Annotated in this window: 17 protein-coding genes; 10 read left to right on the forward strand and 7 right to left on the reverse strand. The window is 72.3% G+C overall.

Features of this window, described 5'->3' with window-relative positions:
* Nucleotides 1-208: 208 nt before the first annotated feature.
* Nucleotides 209-937: a PP2C family protein-serine/threonine phosphatase gene (locus tag ID554_RS02840; RefSeq protein ID WP_117227470.1), complete on the reverse strand. Its 729-nt coding sequence runs from the start codon at nucleotides 935-937 to the stop codon at nucleotides 209-211.
* A 221-nt stretch (nucleotides 938-1,158) separates the two neighbouring features.
* Between ID554_RS02840 and ID554_RS02845 the strand changes: the two genes are divergently transcribed.
* The gene (locus ID554_RS02845; protein ID WP_117227471.1) at nucleotides 1,159-3,771 is read left to right on the forward strand and encodes a glycoside hydrolase family 9 protein; all 2,613 of its coding nucleotides are present in this window, start codon (nucleotides 1,159-1,161) and stop codon (nucleotides 3,769-3,771) included.
* A gap of 258 nt (nucleotides 3,772-4,029) precedes the next feature.
* A complete protein-coding gene (locus tag ID554_RS02850; RefSeq protein ID WP_223884415.1) occupies nucleotides 4,030-4,278 on the forward strand; it encodes a GNAT family N-acetyltransferase in 249 nt (82 codons plus the stop codon).
* Nucleotides 4,279-4,326: 48 nt separating this feature from the next.
* On the opposite strand, the gene ID554_RS02855 is transcribed toward ID554_RS02850, so the two are convergent.
* The 3 genes from ID554_RS02855 to ID554_RS02865 all read right to left on the reverse strand — a co-directional run bounded on the left by ID554_RS02855 (nucleotide 4,327) and on the right by ID554_RS02865 (nucleotide 7,096).
* Nucleotides 4,327-5,295 carry a TIGR03885 family FMN-dependent LLM class oxidoreductase gene (locus tag ID554_RS02855; protein ID WP_117227472.1) on the reverse strand — a complete coding sequence of 323 codons (969 nt, stop codon included), beginning with the start codon at nucleotides 5,293-5,295 and terminating at the stop codon, nucleotides 4,327-4,329.
* A 110-nt stretch (nucleotides 5,296-5,405) separates the two neighbouring features.
* Nucleotides 5,406-6,818 carry an NADP-dependent succinic semialdehyde dehydrogenase gene (locus tag ID554_RS02860; protein WP_117227473.1) on the reverse strand — a complete coding sequence of 471 codons (1,413 nt, stop codon included), beginning with the start codon at nucleotides 6,816-6,818 and terminating at the stop codon, nucleotides 5,406-5,408.
* 14 nt (nucleotides 6,819-6,832) lie between these two features.
* Nucleotides 6,833-7,096: a DUF6343 family protein gene (locus tag ID554_RS02865; RefSeq protein ID WP_117227474.1), complete on the reverse strand. Its 264-nt coding sequence runs from the start codon at nucleotides 7,094-7,096 to the stop codon at nucleotides 6,833-6,835.
* Between the two features lie 240 nt (nucleotides 7,097-7,336).
* Between ID554_RS02865 and ID554_RS02870 the strand changes: the two genes are divergently transcribed.
* Nucleotides 7,337-8,191, forward strand: a complete 855-nt coding sequence (locus tag ID554_RS02870; RefSeq protein ID WP_117227475.1) for a GDSL-type esterase/lipase family protein — start codon at nucleotides 7,337-7,339, stop codon at nucleotides 8,189-8,191.
* A 26-nt stretch (nucleotides 8,192-8,217) separates the two neighbouring features.
* On the opposite strand, the gene ID554_RS02875 is transcribed toward ID554_RS02870, so the two are convergent.
* Nucleotides 8,218-8,973, reverse strand: a complete 756-nt coding sequence (locus ID554_RS02875; RefSeq protein WP_117227476.1) for an EcsC family protein — start codon at nucleotides 8,971-8,973, stop codon at nucleotides 8,218-8,220.
* 194 nt (nucleotides 8,974-9,167) lie between these two features.
* Here ID554_RS02875 and ID554_RS02880 point away from each other — a divergent pair, with 194 nt between their 5' ends.
* From ID554_RS02880 to ID554_RS02890, 3 genes are all read left to right on the forward strand, one after another.
* Nucleotides 9,168-10,079 carry a proteasome assembly chaperone family protein gene (locus tag ID554_RS02880; RefSeq protein ID WP_117227477.1) on the forward strand — a complete coding sequence of 304 codons (912 nt, stop codon included), beginning with the start codon at nucleotides 9,168-9,170 and terminating at the stop codon, nucleotides 10,077-10,079.
* 180 nt (nucleotides 10,080-10,259) lie between these two features.
* Entirely contained in the window at nucleotides 10,260-11,057 is a 798-nt protein-coding gene (locus ID554_RS02885) for an exodeoxyribonuclease III (protein WP_117227478.1), read from the forward strand.
* 98 nt (nucleotides 11,058-11,155) lie between these two features.
* Nucleotides 11,156-11,467: an antibiotic biosynthesis monooxygenase family protein gene (locus tag ID554_RS02890; protein ID WP_117227479.1), complete on the forward strand. Its 312-nt coding sequence runs from the start codon at nucleotides 11,156-11,158 to the stop codon at nucleotides 11,465-11,467.
* A gap of 51 nt (nucleotides 11,468-11,518) precedes the next feature.
* Here the strand turns inward: ID554_RS02890 and ID554_RS02895 are convergent, their stop codons facing one another.
* The gene (locus tag ID554_RS02895) at nucleotides 11,519-12,190 is read right to left on the reverse strand and encodes a class F sortase (protein WP_396888530.1); all 672 of its coding nucleotides are present in this window, start codon (nucleotides 12,188-12,190) and stop codon (nucleotides 11,519-11,521) included.
* 397 nt (nucleotides 12,191-12,587) lie between these two features.
* Entirely contained in the window at nucleotides 12,588-13,160 is a 573-nt protein-coding gene (locus ID554_RS02900) for a hypothetical protein (protein ID WP_396888531.1), read from the reverse strand.
* Between the two features lie 134 nt (nucleotides 13,161-13,294).
* On the opposite strand from ID554_RS02900, the gene trmB reads away from it, so the two are divergent.
* From trmB to ID554_RS02920, 4 genes are all read left to right on the forward strand, one after another.
* Nucleotides 13,295-14,002, forward strand: a complete 708-nt coding sequence (trmB, locus tag ID554_RS02905; RefSeq protein WP_117227481.1) for a tRNA (guanosine(46)-N7)-methyltransferase TrmB — start codon at nucleotides 13,295-13,297, stop codon at nucleotides 14,000-14,002.
* A 122-nt stretch (nucleotides 14,003-14,124) separates the two neighbouring features.
* Nucleotides 14,125-16,629 carry a DEAD/DEAH box helicase gene (locus ID554_RS02910; protein ID WP_117227482.1) on the forward strand — a complete coding sequence of 835 codons (2,505 nt, stop codon included), beginning with the start codon at nucleotides 14,125-14,127 and terminating at the stop codon, nucleotides 16,627-16,629.
* A 113-nt stretch (nucleotides 16,630-16,742) separates the two neighbouring features.
* A complete protein-coding gene (locus tag ID554_RS02915) occupies nucleotides 16,743-18,158 on the forward strand; it encodes a hypothetical protein (RefSeq protein ID WP_117227483.1) in 1,416 nt (471 codons plus the stop codon).
* An 81-nt stretch (nucleotides 18,159-18,239) separates the two neighbouring features.
* Entirely contained in the window at nucleotides 18,240-18,884 is a 645-nt protein-coding gene (locus tag ID554_RS02920) for a hypothetical protein (RefSeq protein WP_117227578.1), read from the forward strand.
* Nucleotides 18,885-19,026 lie beyond the last annotated feature (142 nt).

Below are 19,026 nucleotides of genomic sequence, written 5' to 3' on the forward strand. Positions count from 1 at the left end.
AGATGAGGTGTCGACACCGGCAAGACCACCCTCGCCCCGCTCGCGGTGGCCGATGCGGTCACCGATCGCGTGGTCGTCGCCCACGCGGCGGACTGGCTCGGACCCAAGATGGTCGGTGCCTGCCGCGGGGCCGGTCTGGCCCGGGTCGACGTGGCCGGCGTACCGCACCGGCTGGTGCCCTGGTCGGCGGTCCGAGCGCGGCTGCGGGTCAGGGCTCGTCGACCACGTCCGCGATGACCACGGTGATGTTGTCCGGGCCACCGGCGCGCAACGCCAGATCGATGAGCTTACGGGCGCACACCTCCCGCTCCGGGTGGGCGGCGAGCACCTCGGCCAGGGTCTCGGCTCGGACGACGTTGGACAGTCCGTCGCTGCACAGCAGCCAACGGTCGCCGTGGCGGGGCAGCATCGTCGCGTAGGTCGGGGAGACCTCGTCGCCCTGCAGGGCCTGCGTGACCACGGCCCGGCGGGGGTGGCTGCCGGCCTGGTCCGGTGTGATCACCCCCTGCTCGACGAGCATCTGCACGAACGTGTCGTCCCGGGTGATCTGCTTGAGCACGCCGTCGCGGAACAGGTATGCCCGGGAGTCGCCGACGTGGGCCAGCGCCAGGCAGCTACCGGTACGCGCGAAGAGCAGCGCGGTCAGGGTCGTGCCCATCCCCTGCCGCTGCGGGTCCTCGGTGACCGCCTGGCGGATCCGGGTGGTGGCCAGCGCAATGCCGTCCTGCAACGCGGCGACGAGTGCGTCCTCGGGTATCTCCCCGTCCAGCGGCGCCACCGCCTCGATGGCGATGGCGCTGGCCAGGTCACCCGCGGCCATCCCGCCCATGCCGTCGGCGACGGCCACCAGCCAGGTCCCGGCGTGCAACGCGTCCTGGTTGCCGCTGCGGATCAGCCCACGGTCGCTCGTCCCCGCGGAACGCAGCTTCAGGGTCATGAGACGCAGCCTGCCAGGAATAGTGCGTCGTTGTCTCTAGGAGATCAGGACGACCGGGCGTGGCGCGGCGAATCTCACGGGCTGACGCCCCCGATTTTCATCGGGCAGGATCGATTGACAGCGTCCGCCCGCCCTGGAAACATGCCCGATACCTGGGAGCGCTCCCAACTGTTACACACCCGCCCACCACCATTCCGTCCCGTTCGTCGGAAGGAATCTCCGTGACGCCATCCCGACGTCGCCTCGCGGTGCTCGCCGCAGCTACCACCGTGGCGCTGGCCGGCGCGAGCGCCGGCACGGCCCACGCCGATCCCCCGGCCGAGGCCCCCGAACAGATCACCAACGGCGATTTCAGCTCCGGCGTGTCGCCGTGGTTCTCCTACGGCACCGGCCCGCTCGGGGTGACGGACGGCCAGCTCTGCGCCACCGTCTCCGGCGGACTGGCCAACCCCTGGGACGCCGGCATCGGCCAGGACTCGGTGGCACTGGTCGCCGGTGCCGAGTACACCCTCGGCTTCGACGTCACCGCCACCCCCGGCAACGCCGTCACCGCCGTGCTGCAGCTGGGCAACGCCCCCTACACCGGCTACTACTCCGTGACCGCCGCCGCCACCCCCACCCAACAGCGGATCGAACGGACCTTCGTGGCACCCGAGGACGACGACCGCGCCCAGCTCATCTTCCAGGTCGGCGGCGCCGCCGAGGAGCAGACCGTCTGCCTGGACAACGTCTCGCTGCGCGGCGGCAACCCGCCCGAGCCGTACGTGCCGGACACCGGCCCCCGGGTCCGCGTCAACCAGGTCGGCTACCTGCCCGGCGGCCCGAAGAACGCCACCGTCGTCACCGACGCCACCGAGGCCCTGCCCTGGCAGCTACGCGCCGCCTCCGGCACCGTGGTCGCCAGCGGCACCACCACCCCGCGCGGCGTCGACCCGGCGTCGGCGCAGAACGTGCACTCCGTCGACTTCTCCGGGTACCGCACCCCCGGGCAGGGCCTGACGCTCGCCGTGGACGGCGAGGCGAGCCACCCGTTCGACATCTCCGGCGCGCTCTACGAGCAGCTGCGCTCCGACGCGTTGCAGTTCTTCTACATCCAGCGCAGCGGCATCGCCATCGACGGCGACCTGGTCGGCGAGGAGTACGCCCGCCCCGCCGGTCACCTGGGCATCGCACCGAACCAGGGCGACACCGACGTGCCCTGCCAGGCCGGTGTCTGCGACTACCGGCTCGACGTGCGCGGCGGCTGGTACGACGCCGGCGACCACGGCAAGTACGTCGTGAACGGCGGCATAGCCACCTACCAGCTGCTGAGTACCTTCGAGCGGACCAAGAACGCCGCCACCGCCGGATTCGGCGCCGCCCTCGGTGACGGCACGCTGCGGCTGCCCGAGCGCGACAACGGGGTGCCCGACATCCTCGACGAGGCCCGCTGGGAGCTGGAGTTCCTGCTGCGGATGCAGGTGCCGGCCGGCAAGCCGCTGGCCGGGATGGCCCACCACAAGATCCACGACCGGACCTGGACCGGCCTGCCGTTGCAGCCCGAGGACGACCCGGAGCCGCGCGAGCTGCACCCGCCGTCCACCGCCGCCACGCTCAACCTGGCCGCCGTGGCCGCGCAGTGCGCCCGGCTGTTCGCCCCCTACGACGCCGCGTTCGCCACGCGCTGCGGCAACGCGGCCAGGACCGCGTACGCGGCGGCCAAGGCCAACCCGACCCGGTACGCCAGCCCGGCGGACAGCGTCGGCGGCGGACCGTACGACGACAGCGACGTCACCGACGAGTTCTACTGGGCCGCCGTGGAGCTGTACCTGACCACCGGCGAGCGGGCGTACCTGACCGACCTGACCGCGTCGCCGCACCACACCGGCGACGTCTTCGACGACCGGGGCTTCGGCTGGCAGAGCGTCGCCGCGCTGGGCCGCCTCGACCTGGCCACCGTGCCGAACGGGCTGCCCGCCGCCGACCTGGCCCGGGCCCGCGCCTCGGTCACCACCGCCGCCGACGGGTACCTCGCCGAGATCCAGCGGCAGGCGTACGGGCTGCCCATGCCCGGTGACGCCGGCAGCTACTTCTGGGGCGGCAACAGCAACGTGATCAACAACGCGATCGTGCTGGCCACCGCGTTCGACCTGACCCGCGAGGCAAAGTACCGGGACGGGGCGGTGCAGGCGATGGACTACATCTTCGGCCGCAACGCGCTGAACATCTCGTACGTGACCGGGTGGGGTGAGCACGCGGCGGAGAACCAGCACAGCCGCATCTTCGGCCACCAGCTCGACCCGTCCATGCCCAAGCCACCGGCCGGCTCGCTGGCCGGCGGCCCGAACGCCGCCCTTCAGGACCCATTCGTGGAGCAACTGCTGGCCGGTTGCGCGCCGATGTTCTGCTTCGTCGACGACATCGCCTCGTACTCCACCAACGAGGTCGCCATCAACTGGAACTCGGCGCTGACCTGGATCTCCTCGTTCCTGGCCGACCAGGGGGACGCCTCGGCCGTGCCGGCGCCCACCTGCTCGGTGTCCTACACCAACTACGGCTTCTGGCAGGGCGGCACCGGCTTCACCGCCCAGGTGGCCATCCGCAACACCGGCACCAGCGCGGTGCACGGCTGGACCGCCCGCTTCGCCTTCACCGGTGACGCCAAGGTCCGGGAAGCCTGGATGGCGAACGTGACGCAGGCCGGCGCCACGGTGACCGCCAGGAACGAGTCGTACAACGCCCGGATCAACCCGGGCGCCACGGTGACCTTCGGCTTCAACGCCACCACCGGCCCCGGGGCCAACCCCAACCCCGCCCTGGTCACCGTCAACGGCTCACCCTGCACCGTCTCCTGAACCCCGGGTGGGGGGCCGTCGGCGACCGCCCCACCCCACCCCACCACCCGGCCCCCACCCTTCCTCAGTTGATCAAGAAGTTTGGGTCCCGGTCCACGCTGGATCGGGGCCCGAACTTCTTGATCGTCGCGTGGCAGCATGGCCGGTATGACGGAGATCGTGGTGCGGCGGGGCGGGGTGGCGGGACAGCCGGTCGGCGCACTGGTGGTGGGCGGCGCCACCGAGTACGTGCCACCCGCCACCGAGCCCGAGCTGTAGGTGAACCTGCTGGTCACCGACCGGGCGTACGCCGGGGCCGGGATCGGTGGCCGGTTGCTGGCGCACGCCGCCGAGCTGGCCCGGGAACGCGGTGTCGGGCTGCTGCGGGTGGACTGTTACGCGGGCGACGACGGCGCGCTGGTGCGCTGGTACGAACGGCAGGGCTTCACCGCCACCGACCCGTTCACGGTGCCCCGACCGGACGGCGCACAGTGGCCGGGGCAGGTGCTGACCCGCCGTCTCGACTGAGTCGTCCCCGCCGCCCTGCGGCTCGCCCTCGATCGGGGCCGGAGTGGATCAGCCGGCCTGGCCGCGGAGCTTCGGCAGCACCCGATCGCCGAACGCGTCCAGGAACGGCCGCTGCTCCTGCCCGACGTGGTGCAGCGCGATCTGGTCGAAGCCGAGGTCGATGTACTCCTCCAACCAGCCCACGTGCCGGCCCAGGTCGGCGGAGATGTTGACCACCTCGGCGAGGCGGCTCATCGGCACCTCGGCGGAGACCACGTCGAAGTGTTCCGGGGTGTCCAGGTCCCAGCAGACCGGCGGGGCGAAGACGTTGCTGCGCCACTGGTCGTACGCGAGCGCCTCGGCGTCGGCCTGGTCGGGCGCCCAACTCAGGTGCACCTGGAGATGCACCGGCCCGCGCCCGCCGGCCTCCCGGTACGCCTCGATCATCCGGCGCAGGTGCTCGACCGGCGCGTTGACGGTGATCAGGCCGTCCGCCCACTCGGCGCACCAGCGCGCGGTCTCGACGCTGACCGCCGCGCCGACCAGGGCCGGCGGTTGCTCGGGGCGGCTCCACAGTCGAGCCCGGTCCACGCGTACCAGGCCGTCGTGGCTGACCTCCTCACCGGCGAGCAGCGCGCGGATGACGTCGACGCACTCACGCAGCCGGGCGTTGCGGACGTCCTTGCGCGGCCAGACCTCGCCGGTGATGTGCTCGTTGGCGGCCTCACCGGAGCCGAGGGCGGCCCAGAACCTCCCCGGGTACATCGCACCGAGGGTGCCGATCGCCTGGGCGATGATCGCCGGGTGGTAGCGCTGCCCGGGCGCGTTGACGACCCCGAAGGACAGGTCGGTGGCCTGGAGCGCGGAGCCGAGCCAGGACCAGGCGTATCCGGAGTGGCCCTGGCGCTCGCTCCACGGCGCGAAGTGGTCGGAGCACATAGCCGCGTCGAAGCCGACCCGCTCGGCGTGGATCACCGCTTCCAGCAGCGCGCGCGGGTGGATCTGCTCGTGAGAGGCGTGGAAGCCGATCGCCGTCATGCCGGCGTTCCCTACCCACGCCGGGCCGGATGTAAGCAGGGGTCCCCTGCTAACGCCTGGTGTATAGGAAGGGCCCCCTCCTTACACCCGGGGCACACCGGCGGTGCCGGCTACTCGGCGTGCGCGCCGGCACCGGCGGTGGCCGCGCCCTCGCCGACCCAGACGGTCTTGACGTTGCAGAACTCGTGCATGCCCTGCGCCGACAACTCCCGGCCGTAGCCGGAGTTCTTCACCCCACCGAAGGGCAGCTCCGGGTACGAGGTGGTCATGCCGTTGACGAAGACGGCCCCCGCGTCCAGGTCGGTGGCGAAGCGCTCCTGCTCCTGCGCGTCACGCGTCCAGGCGTTCGAGCCGAGCCCGTACGAGGTGCCGTTGGCCACCTCGATCGCCTCGTCGTACGACGAGACCCGGTACAGCCCGGCGACCGGCCCGAACACCTCCTCGCTCCACATCCGCATGTCCGGCCGCAGGTCGGTGACCACGGTCGGCGGATAGAACCAGCCGTCACCGGTCGGCTTCTCACCGCCGCAGAGCACGGTGGCTCCCTTGTCGACAGCGTCGCGTACCTGGGCGTCGACCTCGTCGCGACCCCGCTCGGAGGCGAGCGGGCCGACGTCGGTGTCGCCGTCCATCGGGTCACCGACCCGCAACGCCGACATCCGGTGCGCGAACGCCTCGGCGAACACGTCGTACACGTCGGCGTGCACGATGAACCGCTTGGCCGCGATGCAGGACTGGCCGTTGTTCTGGCAGCGGGCGGTGGTGGCCACCTCGGCGGCGAGTTCCACGTCGGCCGAGGGCATCACCACGAAGGGGTCGCTGCCGCCCAGTTCCAGCACGGTCTTCTTGAGTTCCCGACCGGCGATCTGGGCGATCGAGCGGCCAGCGGGCTCGCTGCCGGTGAGCGTGGCGGCCCGCACCCGGGGGTCGCTCAGGATCCGGTTGACGGCGTCGGAGCCGACCAGCAGCGTGGTGAAGGCCCCCTCGGGGAAGCCGGCCCGGCGGAACACGTTCTCCAACAGCAGCGCGGTCTGCGGCACGTTGGAGGCGTGTTTGAGCAACCCGGTGTTGCCGGCCATCAACGCCGGTGCGGCGAACCGGACGACCTGCCAGAGCGGGAAGTTCCACGGCATCACCGCCAACACCGGCCCGATCGGCTGGTAGCGGACGAACGCCCGGGTCGCGGAGACCGCCGACGCGTCGGCCGGGCGGTCGGCCAGGAACTCGGCGGCGTGCCGGGCGTAGAACCGGCAGGCGGCGGCACACTTGGTCACCTCGGCCTTTGACGCGGCGAAGGTCTTGCCCATCTCGGTGGTCATCAGCCGGGCGATCTCGTCCCGCTCCGCGTCCAGCAGGTCCGCCGCCGCCTCCAGCCACCGACCGCGCTGCGCGATCGAGGTCGACCGCAGGTCCCGGTACGCCAGATCGGTCCGCTCGATCGCCGCGTCGACCTGCGCGTCGGACATCGCCTCGTACGTCTTGAGCACCTGTCCGGTCCGGGGGTCGGTGGTGGCGATGGACATCAGGACTTCTCCCGTCACTCGAAGAGCGAGTGCCGTACACCGGGTTCCTCGCGACGGCGGGCGGCACGACGACGTTGGATGACGGCCAGGTCGACGACGGCGATCACCGCGAAGACGACGCAGACCACACCCAACCAGGCCACGTCGGCACGGAACGCCAGCACCGCGAAGACGACCATGCTGACGAGCCCGAAGCCGGCCAGCACGAGCCTCAGGTTGAGCGCGCTGTACGCGTGGCCGACCGTGCCTCGGGCACGTCGGGGCTGTGATCGGGTCATCGTCCCCACCTACCCGGCCGGGCCGACGCTAACCGTCGTCGCTGGTTCCGGTGGTGCGTTGCGTGACATCGACGGCCCGCGACGGCCGGGCTGCACGGCCACCGGGTCCCGTAGCGCATAGCACGTAGCTTCGGGCCACCGCAGGCATCTGCCGCATCTCCGACACCAGCACGGGAGCACCGCCCACGCCACGCGTAGAGTCACCATGCTGTTGCTGTGTGCTGTGAGGCTGGGGAACTCATGCCTAAACGCTGGACCACCGCCGTGGTCAGCCTGCTCGCACTGGTCGCGCTCGCCTGCGAGGCCGGCGCGGAACCGACACCACGGCCCAGCGACGGTGGCACACCCCGGCCCGGCTCGCCCAAGGTTGTCGCGGCACTCGGCGACTCGATCACCACCGGCTTCGGCTCCTGCCTGGTCCTGACCTCGTGCGAGCGCAACTCCTGGTCCACCGGGGACGGCCTGCGGGTGGACAGCCACTACCACCGACTGGTGGACCGCAACCCCAGGCTGCGCGGCAACGCCCACAACCACGCCCGTCCGGGCGCGCGGGCCGCCGCGCTGGCCGGGCAGGCCGAGCGGGCGGTACGCGACCGCGCCGACTACGTGACCGTGCTGATCGGCGCCAACGACGCCTGCCGGGGCACGATCGACGCGATGACCCCGGTGAAGGAGTTCCGGGCCGAGATCGACCGGGGGCTGCGGGTGCTGCGCGAGGGCCGCCCGAAGGCACGGGTGCTGGTGGTCAGCATTCCGGACCTGTACCGGCTCTGGGAGGTCGGGCACGACGACTCGCGGGCGGCCCGGGCCTGGCGACGCGGTGTCTGCCCGGCACTGCTGGCCGACGCGACCTCGGACGCCCCCGCCGACCGGGCCCGCCGGGCGGAGTTCCGGGAGCGGATCAACGCGTACAACAGCCAACTTCGCGCGGCCTGCCGGGCGTACGGCTCCCGGTGCCGCCACGACGGCGGGGCGGTGCACCGGGTGCGCTTCGACCTGAAGCTGGTCAACGGGTTGGACTACTTCCACCCCAACACCGCCGGCCAGTCCCGCCTCGCCGAGGTGACCTGGCGCTCCGCCGGCTACGCGGACTGACGCGCCGACGGCTCCGGTCCCTCCGTCTACTCCGGAGAGATGCGGGGCGCCGGGATGGGCGGGCCCTCCGGTCGGCGGTACATGGCCCGGGAGCGTTCGGCCAGCCCCTTGGTGGCCGAGGAGTTGGCCCAGGTGCCGAGCACGATCGCGGCGCCGGGCACCACCTTGGCGAAGAGTCGCTTCGCGGCGCGTACGCCGGCCATCTGGGCGAGCCGTACGCCCAGCCGCAGCATCACCCGGCCCAGCGCCTGCTGCCCGCCACCGCCGCCGAACAACGCGCCGGCCCGCTCCCGCCCGGCCGCCACCCCCAGCGCCAGTCGGGCACTCGCCGCCACCTTGTGCACCTTCTGCAGCACCAGCAGGTCGGCGGCGCGGTCGGGATGTGTCGGGTCCACCCCGTACGCGGCAGCGATGTGCAGCACCATCCGGGCCTGGGTCCAGGCCAGCACCCCCACGTCGATCACCGCGCCGGGCAGTCCGGCGGCACCGGAGACGGCACCGGAGAGCCGCGCCCGGTTGACGAACCGGCGTACCGCCTGCTCCGCGATGGCCTCCTCGGTGGCGCGCGGGTGGTCGGCGCGGACCTGCCGGGCCCACCGCGCCGCCTCTGGCCCGAGCCGGCGCACCGCCTCCATCGCCAGGTGCTCCGGCGCGTACTGCGGATCCTGACGCATCCGGTCCCAGAGTCTGGCCGGCGGGGCCTCGACGGCCTCGCCCTCGGACGCCGGCCCGGCCGGCGCCGGGGTGACGGGCTGGCCGTCGGCGGGGACGGAATCGCTCATCGCTCTCCCTTCGGGTGCTTCCCTCCATGTGTACCCCGCGGCGGCAACGCGGTACCCCGGTCGGTTGTTGCTACACCGATGCCGGGCCGAACGGCCCGCCGCAACAGGAATGCATCAGGATGACGGGTACGTTCTGGCGATCGGGACGCCGTCAACCCGGCGACCCGTGACGCGCAACCAGGGAGGCCGCACCGGTGCTCGACCCACACGAGCTCTACGAACTCACCGACGATCTGCCCGAACTCGGTCAACCGGTCCTGATCCAGGCCCTCACCGGCTTCGTCGACGCCGGCAACGCCAGCCGGCTGGCCCGCGAACAGCTGCTCACATCGCTGGACGCCCGCCCGATCGCCCGGTTCGACCTCGACCAGTTGTTCGACTACCGCTCCCGTCGCCCGGTGATGACCTTCGTCGAGGACCACTGGGAGAGCTACGACGCCCCGGCGTTGGAGCTGCACCTGCTGAGCGACGACGACGAGACTCCGTTCCTCCTGCTCACCGGCCCCGAGCCGGATCTGCAGTGGGAGCGGTTCGTGGCCGCCGTGGCGGGCCTCGCCGAGCGGCTGGACGTCCGGCTCACCGTCGGGTTGAACGCGATCCCGATGGCGGTGCCGCACACCCGCCCGACCGGCGTGACCGCGCACGCCACCCGGCGTGACCTGATCGCCGGCTACGAGCCGTGGCTGCAACAGGTGCAGGTCCCCGGCAGCGTGGGTCACCTGCTGGAGTTCCGCCTCGGCGAGGCGGGCCGCGATGCGCTGGGCTTCGCCGCCCACGTGCCGCACTACGTGGCGCAGGCCGAGTACCCGGCCGCCGCCGAGGTGCTGCTGGCGTCGGTGTCGCGCAGCACCGGGCTGCTGCTGCCCCGCGACGGGCTGCACTCGGCCGCCGAGGTGGTCCGGGTCGAGATCGACCGGCAGGTCGCGCAGAACGACGAGGCCAGTGCGCTGGTGCAGGCGCTGGAGGAACAGTACGACGCGTTCGCCCGAGGCAAGGGCGAGCGGAACCTGCTCGCCGCCGAGAACGGCCCGCTGCCCACGGCGGAGGAACTCGGCGCCGAACTGGAACGCTTCCTCGCCGAGCAGACTCGCCCGCCCGAGGCGTGACGGCACCCGGGTCACGTGCAAGGAAGGGCCCCTTGCTAACGCCTCGTGCATAGCAGGGGTCCCCTCCTAACACTTCGCCCGCCGCGAACCGCCGCGCCCGCCGGGAGCCGCCGGGAGCCGGGAGCCGCCGGGCTCGTGCGCCGCCCGGCGGACCGGGCCCGGATACGGCAGGCTGGCACCATGCGCCTGGCCACCTGGAACGTCAACTCGGTGAAGGCCCGCCTGCCCCGGCTGCTGGACTGGCTGGCCGGCACCGGGCCGGACGTGGTCTGCCTCCAGGAGACCAAGTGCCCCGACGGCGCGTTCCCGGTGGCCGAGGTCGGCGAGCTGGGCTATACCGTGGCCAGCCACAGCGACGGCCGGTGGAACGGCGTGGCCGTGCTGTCCCGGGTCGGTTTGGCCGACGTCACGGTCGGGTTCCCCGGTGAACCCGGGTTCCCCGAGCCGGAGGCCCGCGCGATCGCGGCCACCTGCGACGGGCTGCGGGTCTGGTCGGTGTACGTGCCGAACGGCCGCACCCCCGAGGACCCGCACTACGCGTACAAGCTGGCCTGGCTGGCGGCGCTGCGGGACGCGCTGGACGCAGAACTCACCGGCGGGCCGGCCCTCGCGGTCTGCGGCGACTTCAACGTGGCCCCGACCGACGACGACGTGTGGGACCCTGCGCTGTTCGTGACCTCCACCCATGTCACGCCCGCCGAGCGGGCCGCCCTGGCGGCACTCCGCGACCTCGGTCTCACCGACGTGCTGCCCACCCCGATGAAGGGGCCGCACCCGTACACCTACTGGGACTACCGGGCCGGGATGTTCCACCAGAACAAGGGCATGCGGATCGACCTGGTGTACGCCTCGGCGCCGGTGGCCCGCGCGGTCCGCTCCGCGTACGTGGACCGGGAGGCCCGCAAGGGCAAGGGCCCGTCCGATCACGCACCGATCGTGGTCGACGTCGAGCTCGTACCGTCGGTGGAGTCCTTCTGAGTACCCCCGCCCCTTCCGCGATCTTGGTACGAAACGGCCCCTCGCGGGGCATCGACGTACCAAGCTCTGTTTCGCTCATCCAGGTCTAGGGTGGAGACATGGCAGTTGTGAAGATCAACGCGATCGACGTCCCGCCCGGCGCCGGCGAGGAGTTGGAGAAGCGGTTCGCCGCTCGCGCCCGCGCGGTGGAGGGCTCCCCCGGTTTCCTCGGCTTCGAGCTGCTGCGGCCGGTGGCCGGCGAGAGCCGCTACTTCGTCTACACCCGCTGGGAGACCGAGCAGGCGTACCAGGACTGGGCCAATGGGCCCGCCCGCGCCGCACACGCCGCCCCGCCCGGCGGCGAGCAGCGTCCCCCGGTCGCCTCCGGCGCCACCCTCCTGGAGTTCGAGGTCGTCCAGCAGGTTCCCTGAGCCGATCCACCCCTCAGACCGGTGCCGAGGACCGGTGCCGAGGACTTCAGGTCAGGCGGGGCGGGTGGTGGTGAGGTTGGCGAAGGCGATGACGTTGTCGGCGTAGCCGTCCCGGCCGCCGAGCCACTGGCCGCCACAGGTGATCAGCCGCAGGGTCGGTGGGCCGTCGTGCCCGTAGACACGGTCTGCCGGCAACTGGTCCTTGGGGAAGTGCTCGACGGAGTCCACGGTGAACACCGCCACCGAACGGTCCTCGCGGGTCACCTCGATCGTGTCGCCCACCCGGAGCCTGCCCAGGTCGTAGAAGACCGACGGGCCGCTCTTGGTGTCCACGTGCCCGACGATCACCGCCGGGCCGGGATCGCCGGGGACCGGTCCCCGGTCGTACCAGCCGGTCTCCTCGTGTCGGCTCAACGGCGGCACCCCGATCGTGCCGTCCGGTGCGTCGCCGACCGGCTTCACCGGGGCGGAGACCTCGATCGAGGGCACCGACAGGCTCACCGGTCGGGCCGCGGTACGCGCGGCGGGCGCGGTGGTCGACGTCTGCTCGCCACCGGTCGCGGCCCAGCTCAGCGGGGAACCGGCGGTACGCCCCAGACCGGCGCCGGTGGCGAAGACGCCGGCCAGCACCAGCACCACGGCCAGCGGCATCGACCACGGGCGGCGACCGGACCGCTCGACCCGTTCCGCGCGGCGGGCCCGGACCCGGGCGCCAGCGCCGATCGGGGCGCGGCCCTCCACGTCCGGCGGGATCGGCCCGTCCAGGTCGGTCGAGTACCGCCGTCCGGGCGCAGCCGGTCCGGATGGGGGCTGACCCGGCCCGGGAGGCGGGGTGGCGACGGGTAGATGTGCCCAGGGACGCGGCGCGCGGGGTGTGCCCGGTGAGGCGGCCACGGACGGGTGAGATGTGCCCGGCGAGACGGCCGCAGGTGGGCGGGGGCCGGGACGCGGCGGATCGGGCACGAAGAGGTCGGGACGGGATGATACGAAGAGGGCGGGGCGGGGCGGGTTGCCCAGCGGACGGCTACGTGGGGCACCGGCGGCGGGAGACGGACGGCCGGCGCGGGGCGTACCGCCGGAACCGGTGGGTCGGGGCGCGCGAGCGGCGGGCACGGCGGGCTCACCCGCCCGTGCCGCGACGGCGGGCGGCGGCCCAGACGACCATGCCGGCGACGGTCAGCGCGAGCCCGCCGGGCAGCAGCAGGTCGGCGGCGACGCCACCGGCACCGCCGCCGAAGCCGGTCGCCGGGCCTCGGCTCGGCTTCATCGTGCGTACCACCTGGAGCATGGTGGATGCGGTCTCCCCGCCCCGGCACTCCAGCTTGACCCGGTAGTTGCCGGGGAGCACCCGGTCCTTGACCATGGCCGTCCCGAAGAGCAGGCCGCGTTGCGGTTGCACGGCGACCCGGCCGAAGGCGTCCGAGACGACGATCGCGCCGACCGAGTTGTCCTGGCAGCTGGCTCGCAGGCCGACAATGTGCCCCGGTTCGACGGTGCTCGGCATGACCTCGACGAAGACGTTCGGGCCGGGTTGCGGGGCGGCGAGCACGGCCGGCGGGCCGGCGGCCCGGGCCGGGCCGGCTTGCAGCACCGGTGCGACGAGGACGGCCGCGACCAGCGGTACGGCGGCGCAGAGGAGCAGTGCCGGCCCGGCGGCCGAGGTCGCCCGACGAGTGCGGGTCACTGACACGATGCCCCCTCCCGGCGCGCCGGAGCAGTCGCCGGGCGCCGCTGCGGGCACCCGGTCTGCCGTACGGGATGATGGTCTCACTCCCGGTCGTACCTCACATCCGATCCGGCGCGATGCTCGCGTAGGCTCGGTTCACTGTGACCTCCACCGACCCGATTCCCACCGTGCCCGCGCCGCACCCGGCGCGGGCGATCCGTACCTTCCACCCGCGTCGCGGTCGGATGAGCGGCCGACAGACCGCGGCGTTGACGGACCTGTGGCCGGTGTACGGCCTGCGGGTGGCCGACATCGACCGGCTCGCCCCCGTCGACCTCTTCGGCCGGCGGGCACCGCTGGTTCTGGAGATCGGGTCCGGCATGGGCGACACGACCGCCGAAATGGCCGCCGCCGACCCGGATCGAGACTATCTGGCGGTCGAGGTGCACACGCCGGGAATCGCGAACCTCCTGGACCTGGTGCACCAACGGGAGCTGGGCAATGTCCGGATCGCCGAGGGCGACGCGCTGGACCTGGTCCGACTGCTGCCACCGGACTCGCTGGACGCGGTGCACGCCTTCTTCCCGGATCCGTGGCCGAAGTCCCGGCACCACAAACGGCGGCTAATCCAGCCGGCCCACGTCGCGTTGCTGCGGTCCCGGCTGGCCCCGGGCGGCACGCTGCACTGCGCGACCGACTGGGCGGAGTACGCGGCGGCCATGCGGGTCACGCTGGATGCCGACCCGGGCCTGGTCAACCCGTACGACGGTGTCGCGCCCCGGCCGGCCCACCGGCCGGTCACCCGGTTCGAACGGCGGGCGCTGCGGGCGGGGCGACCGATCGCCGACCTGATCTACCGCCGCCGCTGACGCGCCGGCTTCCGGTGTAAGGAAGGGTCCCCTTCTAACGCCTGGTGTATAGCAGGGGACCCCTCCTTACATGCATCCCCGGTTGGCGTTGGTGGGGCTGGGACAGGCACCATGGACCGGCCATGACACTCACCGCCGTGCTGCCGAAGACCGCCGACCCCGACACCCTCTACGACGCGTTCGCCGGCTGGGCGTCCGAGCGCGGTCTCGACCTCTATCCCCACCAGGAGGAGGCGGTCATCGAGATCGTCTCCGGCGCGAACGTGATCATGAATACGCCGACCGGTTCCGGCAAGAGCCTGGTGGCGATCGCCGCGCACTTCGCCGCGCTGGCGGACAACCGCACGACCTTCTACACCGCGCCGATCAAGGCCCTGGTGTCGGAGAAGTTCTTCGCGCTCTGCGAGGTGTTCGGCGCGGAGAACGTCGGGATGCTCACCGGCGACGCGAGCGTCAACGCCGACGCGCCGATCATTTGCTGCACCGCCGAGATCCTGGCCAACCTGGCGCTGCGCGAGGGCAGCCGCGCCGACGTCGGCCAGGTCGTGATGGACGAGTTCCACTTCTATGCAGAGCCCGACCGGGGCTGGGCCTGGCAGGTGCCGCTGATCGAGCTGCCGCAGGCGCAGTTCGTACTGATGTCGGCCACGCTGGGCGACACCACCCGCTTCGTGGACGACCTGACCCGGCGTACCGGTCGGCCGACCGCCGTCGTCCGCTCGGCCGAGCGGCCGGTCCCGCTGCTCTTCTCGTACGCGATGACGCCGATGCACGAGACGCTCGAGGAGCTGTTGCAGACCAAGCAGGCCCCGGTGTACGTCGTGCACTTTACCCAGGCCGCCGCCCTGGAGCGCGCACAGGCGCTGATGAGCGTCAACGTCTGCACCCGCGCCGAGAAGGACATGATCGCCCAGGCCATCGGCGGCTTCCGGTTCACCTCCGGCTTCGGCAAGACGCTGTCCCGCCTGGTCCGCCACGGCATCGGCGTGCACCACGCCGGCATGCTGCCCAAGTACCGCCGGCTGGTGGAGACGCTCGCCCAGGCGGGCCTGCTCAAGGTCATCTGCGGTACGGACACCCTCGGCGTCGGCATCAACGTGCCGATCCGCACGGTGCTGTTCACCGGCCTGTCCAAGTACGACGGGGTGCGTACCCGGCTGCTCAAGGCGCGCGAGTTCCACCAGATCGCCGGCCGGGCCGGGCGGGCCGGCTTCGACACCCTCGGTCGGGTGGTCGTGCAGGCACCCGAGCACGTGATCGAGAACGAAAAGGCGCTCGCCAAGGCCGGTGACGACCCGAAGAAGCGGCGCAAGGTGGTCAAGAAGAAGCCGCCGGAGGGCTCCATCGGATGGGGCCAGCCCACCTTCGACCGCCTGGTGACGGCCGAGCCGGAACCGCTGATCTCCAGCTTCCAGGTCAGCCACTCGATGCTGCTCAACGTCATCGGCCGCCCCGGTGACGCGTTCGCCGCGATGCGGCACCTGCTGACCGACAACCACGAGGACGCGGCGGCCCAGCGCCGGCACATCCGCCGGGCGATCGCGATCTACCGGGCGTTGCGGGCCGGTGGTGTGGTCGAGGAACTGCCCGAGCCGGACGAGACCGGGCGGCGGGTCCGGCTCACCGTCGACCTCCAGCTCGACTTCGCGCTCAACCAGCCGCTGTCGCCGCTCGCGCTGGCCACCATCGAGCTGCTGGACACCGAGTCCCCGTCGTACGCGCTCGACGTGCTGTCGGTGATCGAGTCGATCCTCGACGACCCGCGCCAGGTGCTCTCCGCGCAGCAGTTCAAGGCCCGTGGTGAGGCGGTCGCCGCGATGAAGGCCGAGGGCATCGAGTACGAGGTCCGCATCGAACTGCTCGACGAGGTGACCTGGCCGAAGCCGCTGGCCGAGCTGCTGGACAACGCGTACGAGATGTACCGGCAGGGGCATCCGTGGGTGGCCGACCACCAGCTCTCCCCCAAGTCCGTGGTCCGGGACATGTACGAGCGGGCGATGACCTTCACCGAGTTCGTGCAGTTCTACGGGCTGACTCGGTCCGAGGGGCTGGTCCTGCGCTACCTCGCCGACGCGTACAAGACGCTGCGGCAGACGGTGCCCGAGGAGGCCAAGACCGAGGAACTGGTCGACCTGATCGAATGGCTCGGCGAGTTGGTCCGGCAGGTCGACTCCAGCCTGATCGACGAGTGGGAGCGGCTGCGCAACCCGAGTGACCTACCCGAGGTCGCCGCCGCGCTGGACGACCGTCCGGCCGCGGTGACCCGCAACGCGCGGGCGTTCCGGGTGCTGGTGCGCAACGCCCTGTTCCGCCGGGTGGAGTTGGCGGCGCTGCGACACTGGGACGCCCTCGGCGAGTTGGACGCCGAGTCCGGCTGGACCGCCGACGCCTGGGCGGACGCGCTGGAGCGGTACTTCGAGTCGTACCCGGAGATCGGCACCGGCCCGGACGCCCGCGGGCCCGCACTGCTGATGATCGAGCAGGGCCGCGACCGCTGGAGCGTGCGGCAGATCCTCGACGACCCGGAGGGCGACCACGACTGGGGCATCAGCGCCGAGGTCGACCTGGCCGCCTCCGACGAGGCGGGGGCGGCGGTGGTCCGCGTCATCGACGTCGGCCAACTGTAGTACGTCCCCCACGCGGGCCGTCGCCGTGACGCGCCGAGCGGCCCGGGCTCGCCGTCTGCACCGGCCCGTCGGGACAAAATGGGCGTATCTCGACAGTGGGGGTCGACGCTCACATGCCAACACACAGGCGACGCATCTATCCCGGGCAACGGGCCGCCGACTGCGCCGTCGTACTGCTCGTCGCGGCGTCGTTCGGCCCGTACGTGGTGTCCGGCGTCCGCACCGAGCAGCTTGCCGTCTGCGCCGTCGCGGGTATCGCGTTCCTGGTCCGCGCCCGGCGCCTGCCGTCCGCCCCCGCGCCGGTCGTGGCGCTCGCCGCCCTGCTCGTCGCCTACCCGGCGGTCGCCGCCGTCGCGTCGGTCGGCGACGCCCACCTCTCCACGGGGCTGCGCACGGTCGGTTTCTGGGCGGGGCTGGACAACCTGCTCCTGCCGGCGATCATCCTGGCCGCCGGCTACCTGATCGTCTCGGGCGACGTCGACCGCCTGCGGCTGGTGCGCTTCGCCGCCGGGACCCTCGTCACGATCCTCGCCGCCAACGCGATCCTGGCGTACGCGATGCTGATGGACCCCGGCGCGTACGACCACGTCCTGACCGCCTGGTGGAGTGGCGACACCGGCACGGTGACGACCGCCGAACGGGCCGCCACGATGGGCCGCTACTCGGGCATCTTCAACCAGCCCGCCGAGGCCGGCGTCATGTACAGCGTCGGACTGGTCGCCGCCGTGTTCATGCTGCGTCGCCGGCCCGTCCTGCTCGCCGCCGCCGGGGTGCTCCTCACCATCGGTGGACTCCTGACCGCGTCCAAGATCTTCCTGCTGGTCGGGCTGCCGGTGGCCGTCTGGCAGACGTGGGCGGGCTCGCCGTGGCGTACCCGCGTCGGGGCCGCCCTGGCCGTCACCGGCGTCCTGGCCGTCTTCGATCATCAGGCGCGGCGGCCCGACTCGCCGATCGGCGGCATGCTCCTCGACGCGTGGCTCGCCCCCGGCGAGCAGTCCGGCAGCCTCCTGTCGCTGTACTCGGCCCGCCGCTTCGGCGAGAACTCGACGCTCGCCGACGCCGCCGGGATCGTGTTCACCCATTCGCCGTGGATCGGTTTCGGGATGGACGGCCTGCGGATCGCCTACGACTCGGCCTGGGTCGAGGCGTTGGTGATGGCCGGGCTCATCGGCGTGGTGGCGCAGACCGCGATCCTCACCATGCTGGTCGTGCTGTGGTGGCGGTCCCGCCGCTGGGCCGACCGTGCCGTGGTGCGGTTCGGTGCCGGGCTGCTGGTCGTGGTCGTCGTCGGATCCCTGGGGCTGCCCACCACCACGGTCAACCGCGTGTCGACGGTGGTGTGGCTGCTGGTGGCCCTGCTGCTGGTGGCACGGCCGGCTCCCCCGACGCCCGCACCGGCGACGGCGCCGCGCGCGTCACGGCGGGTGGTGCCCGCTTCCCGGCGACCTGCGGTGTCAGCCGGCCAGTTCGTACCGGCCGGAGGGGTCCGGTTCGCGGTCGGCAAACAAGCCGGAGTGGAGTCCGAGTAGCCCCTTATCTCCCCTGGGCGATGTCAGACCCGTCGATTAGAATGTATGTACTAATCGAGTTTCTGACCTGGGAGGATGCTCGTGACCGCGCCCACCTCCACCCCCCTCACGCCGTACGCCACCCTCCTCGGCTTCACCCGGTACGTCGGCCGCACCGGGCCGACCAAGGCCACCTTCGTCGGCGGCCTGCGGCGACAGCGCGCCAGCCGCTCCGGGTTCAACCCGCACGGCCAGTTCGTCAAGGCGCTCAAGGCCGACATCGCCTTCCACACCGGCGGCACCCACCTGGCACAGGTGGCCGACGTGGTCAAGCCCCGCTGGCGACCGCTCTACCAGGCGCTGGTGCCCGGCGCGACGACCTGGCTGCACTCGCTCGGCGAGCCGGCCACCATCGACCTCGCACAGACCCGCGACGCGCTGGCCATGCTCGGCGACCTACCCATCAAGATCAACCCCCACTTCGGCATCCGATACGCCGACGGGCACGCCGAAGCGGTCCGACTGCACTTCGACGAGACTCCGCCCAGCGAGGAGGCGACGCTGGCCGCCCTGCACCTGACCGCCCGCCACATGGACGCCGTCCTACCGCACGCGGAGCCGGTCCTGGTCGACGTCCGGCGCGGCACCACCCACCGGATGCCCGACGGGGCCAAGCCCGACGAGATCGAACGCTGGCTGGCCGGCGAGGCCGCCGCCTTCCGCGCCATCTGGTCCGCCGCCGCCTGACCCCGCCCGCGCCACCCGTCCGATCGCAACCGTTGTCCACAGGGCCGGGTTGATGGCGGGCGACGGTTGTCCACAAGGGCAGCGACGAAGGGTCCACTCGTCCAGGGTGGGCCCATGCCGGTGTCCCCCAGGCAGCCCCCGG

The sequence above is a fragment of the Micromonospora craniellae genome (genome assembly GCF_014764405.1).
GTDB classification, from domain to species: Bacteria; Actinomycetota; Actinomycetes; order Mycobacteriales; family Micromonosporaceae; genus Micromonospora; species Micromonospora craniellae.